The sequence below is a fragment of the Acinetobacter sp. 1294243 genome, assembly GCF_000588015.1.
GTDB lineage: Bacteria > Pseudomonadota > Gammaproteobacteria > Pseudomonadales > Moraxellaceae > Acinetobacter > Acinetobacter pittii.
Map to the genome: position 1 here is coordinate 126872 of NZ_JFXG01000011.1, position 18395 is coordinate 145266.

The window sequence follows — 18395 nt, forward strand, 5'->3', positions numbered from 1 at the left end:
GTTTAAAAGAATATGTTAGATTTATATAAGATTTAAATTGATTACTTTCTAAAAATGAAAAAACTAAATTTTTTATTATGCACAGCATTGGTCAGTCTAACTTCAACTGTTTATGCAGAAGTAAAAAGCTTTACTCCCCATTTTCCAAAGTTTTATAGCTCTGCTGCAACCCGCAAAGCAGATAATCAATTCTACGCTCTAGGAGAGGCAAAGTTTTTAAACGGCGTTACAGTCCCGTTTTATGGTGTTACAGCACAAAGCCCAACAGAGAATGGTTTACTTAAAGACTTTGAAACCTGTACACCTAAAAGCTGCCATTTTAATTTTAAACTCGATGCTCAACATGCAAAACAACTCAAGCTTCTTGCATTACCTGAAACAGGTTTGGTGCTCGTTCCAAGAAATTGGCAAGATGTGCAAGCAAATGCAGGCGCTAATGGGACTGGTTTTGCTCTAATAATGAGTACAGATCAAAAACAAGCAATAGAACTCTATGATTCTTCATTTTGTGTTGGCTGCGGACTACCAAATGCAACGCTCTATTTCCCAGAGTTATTAAAAGAAAGTCTTGAAAATGAATTTGGTGGCTATAAAGACTCTAAAAAACTCATCAATATTGTTCACCCTTCTAAGAAAGTGGCTTTTTTTAGTTATCAAATTCCACAAGTGAACAATAAAACGCATGGTATTGCTAAATATTATGATGAAGACACTTTTAACTATAAAGAAATTCAAATCACCTTAGATAAATCGCAGCAGTCTTTAGTTGGCCCTATCCTTAATTTTTATAATGCAACGCACTAATCCAATACTTATAAGAAAACCCGCTTTCGCGGGTTTTCTTAATCACCAAATAGTTACCCGCTTCTCTGGTGGTAAATACATCTGATCATCTTCGTTTATTTTAAAAGCCTCATAAAATGGTTTTTGATTCATTAAAGCTCCATTGCCACGTACTTTATCAGGAGAGTGAGGATCTGTTTTTAAATAGATAATCGCTTGAGCTTCGCGGGTTTTCGCACGCCAAACTTGAGCCCATCCCATATAAAAACGTTGCTCCCCATTCTGTCCATCAATTACAGGAGCTGGCTTACCGCCTAGTGCAATTTGGTAAGCCTTATAGGCAATTGCTAACCCAGAGTTATCTGCAATGTTTTCACCTAATGTTAATTCACCATTAACATGATAACCAGCAATCGGTTCATAACGGTTATATTGTTCAATCAACGCTTGTGTTTTAGCTTTAAAATGCTGATGATCTTCAGCATTCCACCAGTTTCTCATATTGCCCAATTCATCAAACTGACTACCCTGATCATCAAAGCCATGACTAATTTCATGGCCAATCACAGCACCTATACCACCATAGTTCACTGCATCATCTGCGTTTATATTAAAAAAAGGCGGTTGTAATATCGCTGCTGGAAATACAATTTCATTCAATGATGGATTGTAATAAGCATTCACCGTTTGTGGTTTCATATACCATTCATCACGATCAACCGGCTTACCCAATTTATTAAGTTCATATTGGTATCTAAACTCACTTGCACGAATTATATTTCCAACTAAATCATTTTTAGCGATGTGCAGACCAGAATAATCACGCCACTTTTTTGGATACCCGATCTTTATTGACATGTGAGAAAGCTTTTTACGAGCTTGTATTTTCGTCGCAGGACTCATCCAGTCCAATTCTGTAATGCTTTGGTCATAAGCACGAATCAGATTTTGTACCAATAATTCTATCTGTTGTTTTTTCTCAGCAGGAAAGTATTTTTCAACATAAAGTTTGCCAATACCATCTCCCAGAACCTTATCAACAAGCTGTACACCACGCTTCCAACGCGCTTCTTGTTCAGTAATATCTCGAAGTGTCTTGTTATAAAAATCAAATTTATTATTTACAAAAGCGCTATTTAGTAATGGAGAAAAATTATTTATCAAATGCAATTTAAAATAAGCTTTCCATATATCTAAGGGTGTATCTTGAATAATTGTATTTAAGCCCTGAAAGTAGCCTGGCTGATTTACCTGAATAGTATCAATTTTTCCTTTTAATTCAGTTGCTGTTAGATAACCTTGCCAATCAAATACAGGTGTTAGTTTATATAAATCTTTGATTTTGTATTTATTGTAGCGTTTTGCAAGATTACGATTTTGTACATTACTCCATTGTATTTTTGCCAACTGAGTTTCAAGTTTTAAAATTTCCTGAGCATGTTGTGCTGCTTGCGAGTCTCCAGCAAGTGTTAAAGTTTTTTCAATATACTTTAAATACTGTGCACGAGTTTCAATAAATTTTTTATCATCTTTCAAATAATAATCACGGTCAGGTAGACCCAAACCACTTTGCTCCAAACCAGCCACCATTTCAGTAGATTGTTTCATATCCTGTTCAATGCTTAGACGGATTGGGCTATTGACATCAATACGAGCAAAATGTGCCATTAAAATTGCAATTTGATTCTTATTTTTCAATTTATCAATTTGATTTATCTCATTTTTTAGAGGACTAATACCTTGCTTCTCAATACTTTTTTCATCCATAAAGCTAGCATATAGAGTAGCTACTTTTTGCTCTAAACTACCATCCACCCACTTTTGACCAGAGAGCTCTTCTACAATTCCATGTACTTGGCTGATTGATAACTCACGGAGCTGATTAAAAGCTCCCCAACTTGCTTTATCAGCTGGGATTTCAGTATTTTTTAACCAAATACCATTTACATGTGAATAAAAATCGTTCTTTTCATTAATAGAGGAATCAATATATTGTTGATCTATACCTGATATTTTTTTGATTTGAGAATTTGTTACTAATTCCGCACGTACCAAATTAGCAGAAGTCATAAGTGCAATCGTAAGAGCACTTTTAAGTAAAATAGATTTCAAAGACTCAACCTCACATTTAAATATTTAATAATTAAAAACAATAACTTAATAGCGATTGACTTTTATTAATTAAGCGAATGGCAAAATTAAAACCAATATAGAAGCAAGTTTTATACCGCGAAAATATAATATTTTCAAAAATATATTTTTATATAAATCAAAATAATAAACGAAGAAACTTACTAAATCTTTTATTCTACTAAATACTTAATAATTCTAAAGATGCCATGGCTTGAACCAAGGCATCTTTCAGAGATATGATTACTTTTTAATCTAAAATTTTCTCAAATATTCTTAAACGCTTATAAATTGAAAGCAGTTCAATAATCGTTTTCCATGAACTAATTAAATATTGGAATGATTCACGGACTTTATCAAAAACATTACCTATTTGCGTAATTAAACCCAATGTCATTTTACCTGCGGCAATAGAAGGGAATAAAACAACTAGACTATATAAAATATCTAATTGGATATACCAAATACTAACTAAATTAAAATAAGAGTAATGCAGATATAAACGGAAATAATTCAGCCTAACACTTGAGAACAATTCTCTTAATGTTTTTGGCTGTGCACGCTCCTCATGATCCTCACCATAGACAAGTTCTTTACGATAGGCTGCTTCTACTTTTTGATTATTAAACTGTAAACCAGGTAATTTAATACCAACCACCATTAATAGAACAGTACCAAAAACAGCCCATACAATTGCAGCCCAGACCAATGAATGATCAATTTCACCTACAATAGGTAGTACTTTAACTTGTTTAGAAAGTTCAAAAAGAATAGGTAAAAAGGCAATTAAAACCATTATAGCCTTAACAAAATTTACTCCGAGGTCTTCTAAAACAGAGGCGAAACGCATGGTATCTTCTTGAACACGCTGTGAAGCCCCCTCGATATGACGAAGCTTTTCCCAATGCTCTGTGTAATATTCATTCATTGCTGTACGCCAGCGGAATACATAATGACTAGCAAAAAAAGCATTAATAACAGCTAAAGTCACACCGACCATCGCAATTAAAAGAAATGTAACTGTTCCCATATAAAGTTTATTAATATCACCACCACCGTGATCCAACATACTTTGAATGAGATTATAAAAGGGCCCATACCATGCATTAACAGCTACACTAACCTGAACGCTAAACCAGATATTGAATAAAATAAACGCCGAGCCCCACACAGACCAACGTTGCCAAGGGTTATTCGATATAGTCCTCCAGAAACCAGCAAAAAGCGCAGTAGAGACTAAAAACCAGACATAAAACCATAAGAAAGTTGGAGACCAAAAACGGCTCACACCCACTGGTAGTTGAGCATCATGATAGCCTTGAGGAAACCCTATAAAAGTTCCCCACGTGTTTCCACTTGAATACCAAAGCACCATATTGAGCGCGATCCAAATGACCGCAGATATAAAGAAATACCTTGGTGATGGAAAGAATGATTTGAACATTGAGCGTGGATATCCCTATATTTCTTCAAATTTACAATGAAAGGAATACTAAAACCTAAACCTTAAAATTGTGAAGGGTAAAGTTTAGAGAATTGTCAGTTTTTCCTGTTCCATTGAAGGATTTGATCGTTTTTTTGTAAATTAATCCCTTTTTTGGCAATTTAATCCATTTAAATTACCTTGTATATGACTCTCGATAGAGCCATATACGGCTTTTATAACACAGTGATATCAGAGATTAAATCTCTTCCTTACGAACAATATAGCCTTCTAATTGCATTGCTTGAATAAGCAAATCTAGGTCTGAGGCACTTTTTAATTCGACATCAACGCTCACAGCGCTTTCTTTGGCACGGCTTGTTGCCGCAAAGCGTTCATGACGTAACTCATAAATATTACCACCTTGCTCAGCAATAATGGCTGTTAAACGAGCTAAAGCACCAGGATTGTCCGGTAATTCAACACGAATACGAACCATACGACCTGTACGGGTTAAATGGCGTTGTAATACAGAGACCATAACACGTGTATCAATATTGCCACCTGACAGAACCACACCTAATTTATGACCTAAAAACAGATCGGGACGCGACATAATTGCAGCAATACCTGTTGCCCCTGCTCCTTCACATACTGTTTTTTCAATATTAAGTAATAGTGCAATCGCTTCTTCAATCATGTCTTCAGTGACAACGACAATGTCATCAACATATTCTTTAGCAACTTGGGTCGTAAGTTCACCTGGAGTTTTTACCGCAATACCCTCAGCAACAGTAGAGCCCATTGAAACCGCATGTTGATAATTACAAAGTAGTTTTGCCATACTTGGGTATACAACTGATTGCACCCCAATAATTTTGATTTTTGGATTGATCGCTTTAGCAGCAATTGCAATACCAGAAATTAAACCACCACCACCAATTGGCACAACCAAAATATCCAGATCAGGCACAGCCGCAAGCATTTCAAGTGCAATGGTGCCTTGACCCGCAATAATTTCAGCATCATCAAATGGGTGGATAATCGTTAAAGATTCTTCTTGCGCAACACGGTGCATTTCAGCAGCAGCTTCCGAAAAATCCTGCCCATGCAAAATAACGCGCGCACCATACTCACGTACTCGTTGTACCTTAACGTTTGGCGTAGATTTCGGCATTACAATAGTCGCAGTCACACCTGTCCGCTGAGCATGATAGGCTACACCTTGGGCGTGGTTGCCTGCCGAAGCTGCAATAACACCATGTTGCTTTTCTTGCTCAGATAAACACAACAGTTTATTTAGAGCACCCCGCTCTTTAAATGAAGCTGTAAATTGTAAGTTTTCAAATTTCAACCACATCTCAGCCCCTAAGGTTTTAGAAATGGTCTCTGAGAAAACAAAGGGAGTTTTTACAACTAAACCTTCCAAACGCTCTGCGGCAGCATGAACATCATCTAATGTTGGAAAGCCATTTTTAACCTGTTGCTGTATCATTTATCCAGTCAGCCTCAATACACTACAAATCAATTATTTTTAAAAAACGGCAACAATATTTCATATTAACCATTAGAGTTTTCAGCATATCCAACATGTCTCTAATATACAAAAAATTTTATTCCAAAAATTAAAGATTTAAACTTCCATAAAAAAAGCCCTTTGTGGGCTTTTTATTTAATTTTCAGAATATTAACGTTTATTTATTGGCTTTGAGCACTCAAGCCTTCCGTAGACATATTTTGTTCAGCTATTTTTTCATCAATAGCAAACTGAATATCAGAAAGCTTGGCATTAGCTGCATCTATACCAGATTTCATAGTAGCTTCACGGCCTTTGACATCAAAAATATGCGCTTTTTCTCTTAAATCTGGCTGAATAACTACGTCCGCATATTGTAACTCTTCTGCTGCCAAACGCCCTTGCATGATATTAATATTCTGGTTAAACAGTCCCCATACATTCGATGTTTCTGTGTAAATAGGCTGAGCTAAAATATCAACTGCAATAATGACATCAGCCCCTAAATCACGAGCCACTTCAACTGGCACAGGACTCACTAAGCCGCCATCAACATATTCAGATTTACCAATTTTAGTCGGCACAAACATACTCGGAATCGAAGCAGAGGCTCTCACGGCTTTCCCCGTATTGCCGTAGTTAAATACGGTCTTAGTGCCATGCTTCAGTTCAGTTGCCACCACATACATTGGAATCTTCATTTTTTCGAGTGGCATATTATTTACTTGCTGGTTAACGTAGTTCTCTACTTTTTTGCCATCAAAAAAGCCTTTTAAACCGATACTAATATCACGGACATCGCCAGCTTTCATTTTTAAGGCAGTATCACGCAGTTCAGCAGGTGATTTACCACTCGCATAAATTGCCCCAACAATACTACCCGCACTCGTACCTACAATAAAATCTGGACGAATACCATGTTGTTCTAAAACTTCAATCACCCCTATATGAGCATAACCTCGTGCCCCACCGCTACCCAATACAAGCGCAACAACAGGACGTTTTTGCATTTTTTTAATTCTTGCAAAAGGTTGATCGACAGGACGAGCATACGCTTCTGTCGTTTGCGGTTTTAGAGCAGCAGACAAGTGTGTGGTGGTCTGGCATCCCGCCAACACCATAGAGAGTCCGAGAACCCACAATTTAAGCTGTTTCATGGCCCATCTTCGTACTATGAGGTTTAAGTTCGGATTGCAATTTTAGTTGCTACTTTCGTGAAAAGCTGTAGTGAATTTATTTAATTTGTCATGTTTAAAATTTAGACTCAAGTATTTTATTTATCGCCTATATGAAAAAGGCCCCTTATGTATAAGAGGCCTTTTGAAACTTACCAGATATCTGAATCAACTTTTTTCTTCAATTCCGGATACTTGTCAATTTTAAACTCAGGCTCTTTAATGCCTCGTTTCAATTGCTCGCGGTAATCTTTTAACAAAGTACGTGCCATTGGCGTTAACAGTAAGATCGCAATCAAGTTAATGGTTGCCATAATACCCATAAATAAGTCAGCCATAGACCAAACGAGTGGAACACTACCGATTGCACCGAAGTACACCATCACCAATACGAAAATACGGAAGATGAACATGACTTTCGGGTTGTTATTAATAAACTGTACATTACCTTCTGCATAAGCATAGTTACCTAATACAGCTGAATAACAGAATAAGAATAATAGAACCGCTAGGAAATCAGATCCCCAATGTCCAACTTGAGTTTCTAAGGCACGTTGTGTTAATTCAACACCAACAAAACCTGCGTCTTGGTAAACGCCAGAAACTAAGATGATGATCGCTGTACTTGTACATACAATGAATGTATCTACGAATACACCAAGCATTTGTACTAAACCTTGGTTTACAGGATGTTTTACATCAGATGCAGCAGCCGCGTTTGGCGCAGAACCCATACCCGCTTCGTTTGAGAACAAACCACGCTTAATACCTTGCATCATTGCCATTGAGACTGCAGCACCAAAGAAACCACCTGCCGCAGCATTAAAATGGAAAGCTTCGGTCACAATCAACTTTAAAATATCAGGCAAAATTGCATAGTTGCTTAATGCGATATATAGAGCAACGGCTAGATAAAGACCCGCTTTTAAAGGTACAAACATCTCTGCAAATTTAGCGATACGTTTAATACCACCAAAAATTGCCAATGCAACCATAACGACAAGCGCAAGGCCAACCCATGAAATTTCTAGATCAACACCACCTAAATGAGCAATAAGATTAGCTTTGTCCCAACCCCAAGCATGTGAAGAAGCATTAGCAATCGCATTAATTTGGACTGAGTTGAATACGAAACCGTAGGTAAAAATGAGTGCTAGTGCGAAAACCACACCAAAGGTTTTACTGCGTAAACCTTGGGTAATATAGTAAGCTGGTCCACCGCGGAACTGTTTAGTCTTGTTATCTCGAACTTTAAAAAGCTGAGCAAGTGTAGACTCAATAAAAGCAGAGCTCATACCAAGTACAGCAGTTACCCACATCCAGAACACAGCGCCAGGGCCACCAATTGCGATCGCAATTGCCACACCTGCAATGTTACCCACCCCAACACGGCTTGCAAGACCCGTTACAAAAGCTTGGAAAGGTGTAAGTCCATGCTCATCTTCGCCTTCTGTACGGCTGCTTTTCATGACACGGATACTTTGCAAGAACATGCGGATCTGCACTGCCCCCGTTAAGACCGTATAAAAAATACCGACAGCCAGCAAGAAAATAACCAGAAAATCCCATAAAGGATCATTAAAAAATTGTACCCACGACATCAGTGTGGCATTGAGTTGTTCATTCATACTCGGTCCGCTTACGTTCTTGCTAATGTGCTAATAGCACAAGCCAAAATACTGCAATAAACAAAAAAGCCCCTCAAAATAGGGACTTCTTCAGTACATTTAAGGAAAAACTTTTAATGTCACTTGAATAGCAATTAACGTCACAAGTTTAAGCAACATAATGCCCAGCACTAAGCCTTTGAAGGTCGCATGAGAGAAAGCACCCTTCAGATAAAATGAATTCATCGCACCACTGAACATATTCCCATTTGGGAGAACAGAATGCATCGACTCGGCTACAAACTTGGAAACTAACAAATGACCACCGCTAAATCAGCTCGTTTAATGATTCCCATCAATTAATCGAGTTATAAAAATCTGGATTTAAGCCAATAAGCATATTTACATATACTTGAGAGCGAATGTCTAAAATGGATATGAATTTCAAAGACTGTAACGAGCCATCGCCATGACGCGGCTATCTGCGCCCTTTTCCCTCTGATTGGAGAAGAGTGCATTTAGATCTGTACCAAGCTGTTGTATTTCTTGTGGCTCAGTAGTTGCGTGAGTTACGTTCATTTTCATGGTTGCAATGGTAATCGCCAATCCTTGTTTCATGAACTGCTTGTTGATGAGCGGTAAACTCATGTAAAGCTCCTTATTCCTCGTGTATTTCTCCATTTCTACATTCAAATCCTTTTTGTAAAGGGATTTTGTATGCAGCCATTTCTTTCCTAACATGAGTATGGAGAAATCATACCTGCGTAAAAAAGTCGGTATTATGCAGAAATTTAAAATTTTGTGTATGTTTTTCATTAAAAATTTATGTTATTTCCGATTATTTTTTATCCAAAATCATCTGTTTTGTACTGTTTTTAAACATATTATACCTTTTTTTCAATTGAGTGATTTTTAATCCAACTGATGCTATAAATTTATTTTTATAGTCAAAAACATCATACTTTTTTGTCTATTTAGATCTAAAGTGGCATATCCACATTAGAGTTAATTAGACATTATATCCAAACTAAACACATCATCATATCTTTAAGGATATCCCTTTTCTAATATTTTTTGCTTATAAATGAAGTACTTTCAAAACATGAAATTAAGCTTCAAAAAAGTATGAAGTATTTAAGAAAAGATATAGGAGTACGCATGAATCTGGAACAAGTTCGTCTCGTTGATGAAGCTATCACTTCTCGACATTCTGTCCGCGCTTTTTTAAATACTCCAATTGAGCCAGAAGTCATTAAAGATATATTACGAGTCGCAAGTCGAGCACCTTCTGGAACGAACACTCAACCATGGAAAGTCTATGTAGTCACAGGTAAAAAGCGTGATGAAATGGTTGAACGTGTCTGCGCTGCACAAATTGAAGTTTCAAAAAATCCTGAGCTAGCAGAACAATATAAAGAGACTTTTGCCTATTACCCTGAAAAATGGATATCCCCTTTTATTGACCGCCGCCGCGAGAATGGCTGGGGACTCTACGGTTTACTCGAAATCAAAAAGGGCGAAAAAGAAAAAATGGCTGAACAGCAGCTACGTAATTTTAAATTGTTCGATGCACCAGTCGGCCTTTTCTTTACCGTAAATAAAACGATGGGAATCGGTTCTAAAATGGATATCGCAATGATGATCCAAAACGTGATGGTCGCTGCCAAGGCACGTGGTTTAGATACATGCCCACAAGCAGCTTGGAATCATTTTCACCCTATTGTTTTAGATATAGTAGGTGCATCAGATGACGAAGAACTGGTATGTGCAATTGCATTAGGTCATGCTGACCCAGATCATATTGTAAATACCTTTATTACGCCTAGAGAACCTGTTGAAAATTTCGCAGTTTTTCTAGACGAATAAGCTATAACTGGCCATTCTCTAAAAGCTATGAGAATGGCTTGTTTTTGACCTGTTGTGTCGCTTTTAATACGACAATAAAACCACTTAGTGTAAATAACACCATCATCACACCCATATTGAGCGATGCAGACCAAATCAGGAAGTTAAGAAGCACGCCACCTAAAAGGCCACAAGCGAATTGCATACTGCCCATAATTGCACTTGCTGTTCCAGCGCGAGCACCTTGTTTGGACATTGCTAACGCCATTGCATTTGGGCCTGTTAAACCAATGCCTGAAATAGCTAAAAATACCCCTACCATAACCAGCCATAAAGGCGCCGCAGGAATTAAACCAGCAATAAATACAATGATGGCTCCAGTCACTTGCACAAGTGAACCCGATTTTAAGCGTTTGGTAATTTCAACACGTGTTGTTAAATGCTTGTTTAAAGAGGACATTAACATGATGCCAAAAGCATTTAGTCCAAACACGTAAGCAAACTCTTGCTGATTAAGTCCGTACTGATCCATAAACACGGCAGGTGCTGAGCTGATATAGCAAAATAATGCGGCACCTGTTAAACAGCCTGCAAACATAGGTAAGCGGAAACTCGCATCTTTGAAAATAGCTCCATATAAAGTCACCACTTGATAGAGTGATAGCTTAAGCCTTTTATCATTTTCCAAAGTTTCTTTAAAAAAGAAATGTACGCACAGCCAACACAGCGCACCCACAATTGAAAGCGCAATAAAAATAGCCTGCCACGGAAACCAAATTAAAATCCATGCTCCGATCATAGGAGCCAAAATTGGTGCAAGCCCCATGACAATCATCATGCTTGAGAAAGCTTGTGCAGAGCCTTGAACGTCCAATTTATCGCGTATTGCCGCAGGAGCCATGACTACGCCAACACAACCACCTAAAGCTTGTAAAATACGGGCCGCAATCAAGCTCCATTCATTAGTAGCCATTACACAAAATAAGCTTGCGACTGCATAAAGCGCGAGGCCAAAGTAAAGTGGTTTCTTTCTACCGATACGATCGCTTAAAGGACCATAAACCAACTGCCCAATGGCTAAACCAAAAAAATATGCTGGTAGTGTATTTGCCACCATTTGCGTACTTACCCCAAAATCATGGGCCATTTGTGGTAACGCAGGTAAGTACATATCAATGGATAACGGCCCTAAAGCCGTAAGTAAAGCGAGCAACATAATCCAGCCAATAGAGTATTGACGCTGGGCTGTTTGTTCAGACATAACGATATTTCATTTTTCACTCATTTGCATACAGACAAGCTTACACTGTCTATCGTATGATTTGTGCAACATTGGTGTAGAAATACACAAATCCTTTATCACTCAGGTTGATCAGCAAGGACTTCATTTGAAATCTTGGTTTAAACGCCTAAAAAGAGCGACTTATAACACAACATTTATGTATAACGTGCGAATGCTGATAGCCTTTTCAGGAACTGCTTTCGTGCCTTATTTTTTAGGCTATCAATTAGCAACTATTCCACTCACTTTAGGTGTAGTCGCAGCAGGTTTGAGTGATATTGATGATCGCTTTTCCGTGCGAATCATGAACCTAATCTATACTTATATTGGGTTCTTCGTTACCGCAGCTTCTGTACAACTACTTTTCCCCTACCCAATGGCTTTTGCTTTAGGGTTGATTGCTTCATGTATTGGCTGGATTTTACTAGGTTCGTTAGGACGTCGTTACGCCACTATTTCTTATGGCTGTTTGGTTGTTTCGGTCTATACCATGTTGGGTGTTCACCTTTTTGATCACTGGTATATTCAACCTGCTCTTTTAGTTGCAGGTGCTGCTTGGTATGGCCTCATTGCTACTATTAGCTTTTTACTATTTCCGGTTCGCCAACTTCAAGATAAACTCGCAGCGTCTTATGCATCTCTAGGTGATTTTCTATTTGCAAAATCAAATTTATTTGATGTAGATATGACTCCTGCCAGCTATCAGCAAAGTATGATTGAGCTGTCATTAGAAAATGGTAAGTTAATTACGATTTTTAATGACTTAAAAACAGCTTTATTGACTCGTTTAAAAGGTGACCGTGGGCAAAAAGATACACGCCGAAGCTTACATTATTATTTTGTCGCTCAAGACATTCATGAGCGTGCTGACTCAGCCCATATCGACTATCAAAAGTTAGCCAAAATTTTTCAGCACAGTGATATTTTATTTAGATTTCAACGAATTTTGGCGGTTCAAGGCAAAGCTTGCCAAGAGTTAAACGAATGTATTTTACAACGTAAACCTTATAACCATAACAAACGTTTCAAGCAGAGTTTTGAGAACTTAAGACTATCTTTAGAGAAACTAAGACGTGATCAGCATTATGATCTGTTATGGGTAAATGCTCTCTTCGCTTTATACCAAAATTTAAAATCTATCGACTCTCAGTTACTCAACTTAGAAACGGAACAACACATTCAGTCTGATAAAGTTAAACAAGCAGAGAACCAGCTTAAAGATGATGATTTACAAGGATGGAACGATATTGTCATCCGAATAAAGCAAAATCTAACTCCTGAATCTGTACTTTTCCGCCATGCAATTCGCGTCTCAATTGTTCTTTTTATTGGGTATGTGCTGATTCAAATGACCAATATCGAGTACGGCTATTGGATTATGCTTACAGCCCTATTTGTAAGCCAACCTAACTTCAACGCAACCAAACGTCGCTTACGCTTACGAATTGTCGGAACATTAGTCGGAATTATTGTTGGTCTTACCATTGTATTTCTCGTACCTTCTGTCGAAGGACAACTATTAATGTTAATCCTAAGCGGGGTATTGTTTTTTGAGTTACGCAGTAAGCAATATGCTCAAGCAACCGCTTTTATTACGATTTTGGCATTAATTAACTTTAATCTAGATGGTTCGGCAATGGCTGCTGCCATTCCTCGATTTGTAGATACTTTAATTGGATGTGCCCTAGCTTGGTTTGGAGTGACATTTATTTGGCCTGACTGGAAATTCCGACGCTTACCTCGCAACATCAGACGTTCATTACAAGCTCAATGCAATTATTTAGCTGAAGTTGTTAAACAATATCATGAAGGTCGCAATCATGCGCTGAATTACCGTATTGTAAGACGTGCTGCTCATAATACAGATGCCGAGGTTGCTTCACTTATTTCAACTTTAGCAACAGAGCCAGACTTTGACCCTACCCGTAAGTCGGATATCTTTGAATTTTTATGTTTAAACCATACATTTTTAAGTTATATCGCCGCACTTGGAGCACATCGAGAAAGCATTCAAGATCAAGCTGTTCTTAAACTCTTAGACCAAGCGCTAGATGATATTCAGGGTGCATTATTAAGAGATGAGATGCCTGATCTTACAGCACAAAATATGCTCCAGACGATACGTCAACGTTTGAGTCAAAATAATGAAGAGGACCAAAAATCACTCATTATTTTACAGCAGCTATCACTCATGCTTGGTGTATTGAACCGTTTTAGTATGCTAAAACAACGCCTAAGTCATGATCTTGATAATGATGCCAGCGAGCTTGCATCGTTATAAATTTGAGTCGGAAATTAGTATGAAATTGGCATAATATCCTTTCCTGACTTATGCCAATTAATGCTAAACTTAAAACAGTTTACAATTTGTTATTTGCACTATGACCGCGAAAACTTTATACGCTTATACGCTTCAGCCTGTTCCCTATGATGTGTCAGAAGCTGAACAACGTAATGCACAGCTTCTTATCTGGCGCAGCACCAATAAAATCAGCACAAAAATTTGGGCAATTATGGGTGTCGTTTTAGCCCTAGCTATATTAGGTCTTATTTTTATTAAGAACTACTCTACTGTTTTTTGCTGGGTTGCTATTGTTGCTGTAGTACTTTACTACCTAGGTCGTAAATACGGATTAGAGTGGTACGTTAAACGCAAAATGAATGAATTTCCGGTACAGGAAATCAAAGGTATTCGTTTAGGTGTGCAGCCTCATGGTATTGTGATGCGTCAACAAATGGGCTTACAAGAAGGCGTAGGTACTATTGGATGGAAAAATATCTACGAATGGTACAATACACCTGATTTTATTTTGGTCAATTTCAAAGTAAAAGATCCAAAAGGCCAAGAACAACAAGGTGCTTATATCCTACCTAAGCGCATGGATTCGAAAAACTTCTCGTTCAACACAATTCGCACACACTTAAAAGAATCTGTAGGCGAACCAAAAACCTTGTAATTCTAGATTTTATAAAAAGCCTCCTCATGGAGGTTTTTTATTAAGCTAAAAATAAATGATAATGAAAATTAATATTATCTCCAAAATCCATATTATCTCCCCAATCTTCGGCTATACTTCGTTACAAGATCTCCATCATATTTACATTTTCGACCATGTTTAAAAAAATTTTATTTCAAATTCATTGGTTTCTGGGTATTACTGCTGGCCTAATCTTATCCATTATGGGTGTTACAGGTGCAATTTATTCTTATGACCAACAAATTTTAAAATGGGTGAATTCTGATAGTTATGTTGTACAAGCTGAAAACACTCCAAAATTAACTCCTGCTCAGCTATATCAACATTTCAATACAACCCAACCTGAAATCAAAATTAATAGCATTACGATTGCCAAGGACCCCACCTCTTCTTCTATTGTAAATATTGAAAAAGAAGGTGAACGCCGTGGCTACAATATGATGGTGAACCCTTATAACGCTGAGGTTCTTCCAGATGTTAAAGGTCGAAAGTTATTGTTACTCATACAACAAATTCATCGTAATTTAACAGCAGGTGAAGTTGGTAAACAAATTACTGGTGCCTGCGCACTCATGCTAATTTACTTCGTACTCAGTGGGTTATATTTACGTTGGCCTAAAAAGCACTCTGCTCGTCAATGGCTTGCTGTTAAACCGAAACTCAAAGGCCGGAATTTTATTTGGGATCTACATGCTGTTGTCGGCACATGGGTCATTGTTTTTTATCTTCTTTTCGCATGTACAGGACTATATTGGTCTTATGATTGGTGGCGTAGTGGCATGTTCAAAGTAATGGGAGTTGAACAGCCTAAACGACAAGATCATGGCGCTACTCCTCAAAATCAAAATCGTGGAATACAGCAAGGTAAACAATCTGACCGTAATAATGATAAAAAATCAGAGCCTCAATTAGATAATACTCAACTCATTACAGCACTTAATCAAACATGGAGTGGCTTCAATAGTCAGGTTGGACGTGATTATTCGACTCTAACATTAAGTTTACCGAAAAAAGATGATGGAAAAATTGAGTTAAGTTTTGTCGATGCTACCCCACAACACGAACGCGCACGTAACCAAGCTATCTATAATTATCAAACTGGCAACATCGAAAAGATAGAGCTTTATGAAAACAAAAAGCTTAATCAAAAGATTATGAGCAGCATGTTACCCGTACACCGCGGTAGCTTCTTTGGACCAATTTATCAATTCGTTGCAATGCTTGCTTCTCTAGCAATGCCTTTGTTCTTGGTTACTGGGTGGATGCTGTATCTTAAACGCCGTAAACAGAAAAAATTAACACAGGCAGCTCGTCAGTCTTTAGCAGGACAATACATTGATCCAAATGCAAAGCCTTGGCTTATTACTTATGCAACTCAAACCGGCGTAGCAGAACAGCTCGCTTGGAGTACGGCAACAAGTTTACAAGAGGCTCATCAGCCTGTTCAGGTAAAACCTGTACAGCAGCTAACACAAACTGATTTAGAGCAACATCAGCAGGTTTTATTTGTGATCAGTACTTATGGTACTGGTGATGCTCCTGATCTCGCTACAAGCTTTGCTAAAAAACTTTTAAAATTGAATGTGGATCTTAAGCACATCAACTATGCTGTTCTAGCGCTGGGCTCTAAAGAATATCCAGACACTTATTGTAGTTTTGGCCATGCAGTAGATGCTTGGCTTAAAGCAAATGGTGCCCATGCTCTCTTCAATACAATTGAAGTTGATAATGCAAACCCATCGGATATTCAAACATGGAATCAATCTCTCGCGAAGGCAACTAAATTAGATTTGCATGCGGTAAATCTGGAAAAAGTATTTGATAGTTGGATATTACAACAACGTGATTTACTCAATCCAAATAGCTTAGGTCAGCCTGCTTATAATATCGAACTTAAAGCAAATCATGAAGCGATATGGCAAGCGGGTGATATTGCTGAAATCCAGCCTGGTAATAGTCCTGAACGTATTCATGCTTTTTTGCAAAAGCATCATATTCTTAAAAATTCAAAAGTTGATTCATTGCAGATTTCAATCGAAAAAGCGCTTTGGAATAAAGATTTAACTGGTGAAATTGAACCATTTGCTAATCTGGATCATTTATTAGAGCAGCTCCCTACTCTACCAACGCGAGAGTATTCGATTGCGAGTATTCCTTCTCAGCAAGTCCTACGTTTGGTGGTTCGTCAACAATATGATGCGTCTGGTAATTTAGGTTTAGGTTCGGGTTGGCTCACTCAACATATGCAAGTTAATAATGAAATTGCTTTACGTATTCGTACCAATGAATCATTCCATCTTATTGATGATAATCGCCCTATTATTTGTATTGGTAACGGAACTGGCATTGCTGGCTTAATGAGCCTATTACACACCCGTACGCGTCATGATTACACTGAAAACTGGTTAATCTTTGGTGAACGTCAAAGAGCATGTGATTTCTTCTATGAATCAACTATTGAGGCATGGAAAACCACAGGAATGTTAAAACGCCTCGATTTAGCATTTTCGAGAGATCAAGAACAACGCATGTATGTTCAAGATGTAATCCGTCAGAATGCAGCAGAATTAGTAAGCTGGGTAGAACGGGGTGCTGTTCTGTATGTATGCGGTAGTATTGATGGTATGGCAAGTGGAGTCGATCAAGCACTTATCGAAATTCTAGGTGAAGAACAGGTAGATGATTTAAGACAACAAGGCCGTTACCGCCGTGATGTTTATTAAAGATCAATAAAAACTAAAACCGAGTAATAGCTTAAATGCTTTACTCGGTTTTTTATTGCATTCAGAATGATTTTGCATACACTGTCTGCAATTTAAATTGCAACTCTAAGCACAATGCAAGTCAGTAAGTGGATCCGTATTTTCCTAGCAATCATTGGTTCGATTTTATTTCTAGATGGATTAGTTCTAATTTGTCTCAATAAAATTAATGTAGGCACCGTTATTCCTTTAATTTTAGGTGCTTTCCTCTGCCTATATTCCTTATTTTATTATCATTTAGAACGCTTTTTCTTCTATCACTATCGCTTACACACACTTTGGCGTTTTGGATGGTTATGCTTCTGGATATGGTTAATTGGCTTAGGCTATTTTTTTAGCTTTATTAAAGAAAATAAAGATACTTCAAATAATATTCCTCCAGTAAAAGCAATTATTGTCTTAGGAAGCGGTGTTGAGAATGGTCAGCCATCCACAATTCTTGCAAAACGTTTAGATACGGCCGCCCCTCTAGCCCTAAAACAGCAGCAAGCACAGATTGTTCTAACAGGTGGTCTTGATTTTTCAGAAAAAGAAAGCGAAGCATTGGTTATGTCTCGTTATCTTGAACAAAAGTATCATATCGCAAGAGATCAAATGATCCTTGAAGATAAAAGCACCAGCACAGAGCTTAACTTAAAAAATAGTAAACCCTTATTAGAACAGCACCACATTACCTTAGACCAGCCAATTGCTATTGTGACAAGTGATTTTCATATTCCTCGAGCAATAGCAATTGCAAAAAAACAGGGCTATATCCAAGTTTATGGGGTAGCGGCCGAGACACCATTAGCTACTCGCTACAATGCATGGTTACGTGAATATTTCGCATATGCAAGTGGATGGCTTTTAAACGAATATTAAAAATAATTTAATAAAAAAACTGCTATTTAAAAA

General features: G+C 37.7%; 14 protein-coding genes. 6 read left to right on the plus strand and 8 right to left on the minus strand.

The annotated features are described in order from the left end of the window. The first annotated feature begins 54 nt into the window (after nucleotides 1-54). Complete coding sequence (locus J655_RS17950) at nucleotides 55-804, plus strand: DUF4850 domain-containing protein (protein WP_032005971.1); 750 nt, start codon at nucleotides 55-57, stop codon at nucleotides 802-804. A gap of 42 nt (nucleotides 805-846) precedes the next feature. Here the strand turns inward: J655_RS17950 and J655_RS17955 are convergent, their stop codons facing one another. The 7 genes from J655_RS17955 to J655_RS17980 form a co-directional block, all read right to left on the minus strand. Continuing rightward, nucleotides 847-2895 (minus strand): M13 family metallopeptidase, encoded by a 2049-nt coding sequence (locus J655_RS17955; RefSeq protein WP_032052741.1) that lies wholly within the window; start codon nucleotides 2893-2895, stop codon nucleotides 847-849. Between the two features lie 268 nt (nucleotides 2896-3163). Continuing rightward, on the minus strand, nucleotides 3164-4357 hold the full coding sequence (gene sbmA, locus J655_RS17960) for a peptide antibiotic transporter SbmA (protein WP_032005974.1): 1194 nt from the start codon (nucleotides 4355-4357) through the stop codon (nucleotides 3164-3166). A 238-nt stretch (nucleotides 4358-4595) separates the two neighbouring features. Next, entirely contained in the window at nucleotides 4596-5831 is a 1236-nt protein-coding gene (locus J655_RS17965; protein WP_005064397.1) for a threonine ammonia-lyase, read from the minus strand. Nucleotides 5832-6034: 203 nt separating this feature from the next. Continuing rightward, the gene (locus J655_RS17970; RefSeq protein ID WP_032052742.1) at nucleotides 6035-7009 is read right to left on the minus strand and encodes a patatin-like phospholipase family protein; all 975 of its coding nucleotides are present in this window, start codon (nucleotides 7007-7009) and stop codon (nucleotides 6035-6037) included. Nucleotides 7010-7179: 170 nt separating this feature from the next. Next, on the minus strand, nucleotides 7180-8655 hold the full coding sequence (locus J655_RS17975) for an alanine/glycine:cation symporter family protein (RefSeq protein ID WP_017482134.1): 1476 nt from the start codon (nucleotides 8653-8655) through the stop codon (nucleotides 7180-7182). A 99-nt stretch (nucleotides 8656-8754) separates the two neighbouring features. Then, nucleotides 8755-8895: a hypothetical protein gene (locus J655_RS24710; RefSeq protein WP_014207545.1), complete on the minus strand. Its 141-nt coding sequence runs from the start codon at nucleotides 8893-8895 to the stop codon at nucleotides 8755-8757. A gap of 183 nt (nucleotides 8896-9078) precedes the next feature. Then, a complete protein-coding gene (locus tag J655_RS17980; protein WP_005064392.1) occupies nucleotides 9079-9282 on the minus strand; it encodes a hypothetical protein in 204 nt (67 codons plus the stop codon). Between the two features lie 510 nt (nucleotides 9283-9792). Between J655_RS17980 and J655_RS17985 the strand changes: the two genes are divergently transcribed. After that, nucleotides 9793-10500: a nitroreductase gene (locus J655_RS17985; protein ID WP_032005978.1), complete on the plus strand. Its 708-nt coding sequence runs from the start codon at nucleotides 9793-9795 to the stop codon at nucleotides 10498-10500. A gap of 25 nt (nucleotides 10501-10525) precedes the next feature. On the opposite strand, the gene J655_RS17990 is transcribed toward J655_RS17985, so the two are convergent. Continuing rightward, nucleotides 10526-11740: a multidrug effflux MFS transporter gene (locus tag J655_RS17990; RefSeq protein WP_032052743.1), complete on the minus strand. Its 1215-nt coding sequence runs from the start codon at nucleotides 11738-11740 to the stop codon at nucleotides 10526-10528. A gap of 127 nt (nucleotides 11741-11867) precedes the next feature. On the opposite strand from J655_RS17990, the gene yccS reads away from it, so the two are divergent. The 4 genes from yccS to J655_RS18010 all read left to right on the plus strand — a co-directional run bounded on the left by yccS (nucleotide 11868) and on the right by J655_RS18010 (nucleotide 18362). Further along, nucleotides 11868-14042 carry a YccS family putative transporter gene (yccS, locus tag J655_RS17995; protein WP_017400237.1) on the plus strand — a complete coding sequence of 725 codons (2175 nt, stop codon included), beginning with the start codon at nucleotides 11868-11870 and terminating at the stop codon, nucleotides 14040-14042. Between the two features lie 100 nt (nucleotides 14043-14142). Continuing rightward, entirely contained in the window at nucleotides 14143-14718 is a 576-nt protein-coding gene (locus J655_RS18000) for an SdpI family protein (RefSeq protein WP_002116136.1), read from the plus strand. 155 nt (nucleotides 14719-14873) lie between these two features. Next, nucleotides 14874-17462: a PepSY domain-containing protein gene (locus tag J655_RS18005; protein ID WP_032005982.1), complete on the plus strand. Its 2589-nt coding sequence runs from the start codon at nucleotides 14874-14876 to the stop codon at nucleotides 17460-17462. A gap of 114 nt (nucleotides 17463-17576) precedes the next feature. Beyond that, entirely contained in the window at nucleotides 17577-18362 is a 786-nt protein-coding gene (locus tag J655_RS18010; RefSeq protein WP_005072805.1) for a YdcF family protein, read from the plus strand. The last annotated feature ends 33 nt before the right edge of the window (nucleotides 18363-18395 follow it).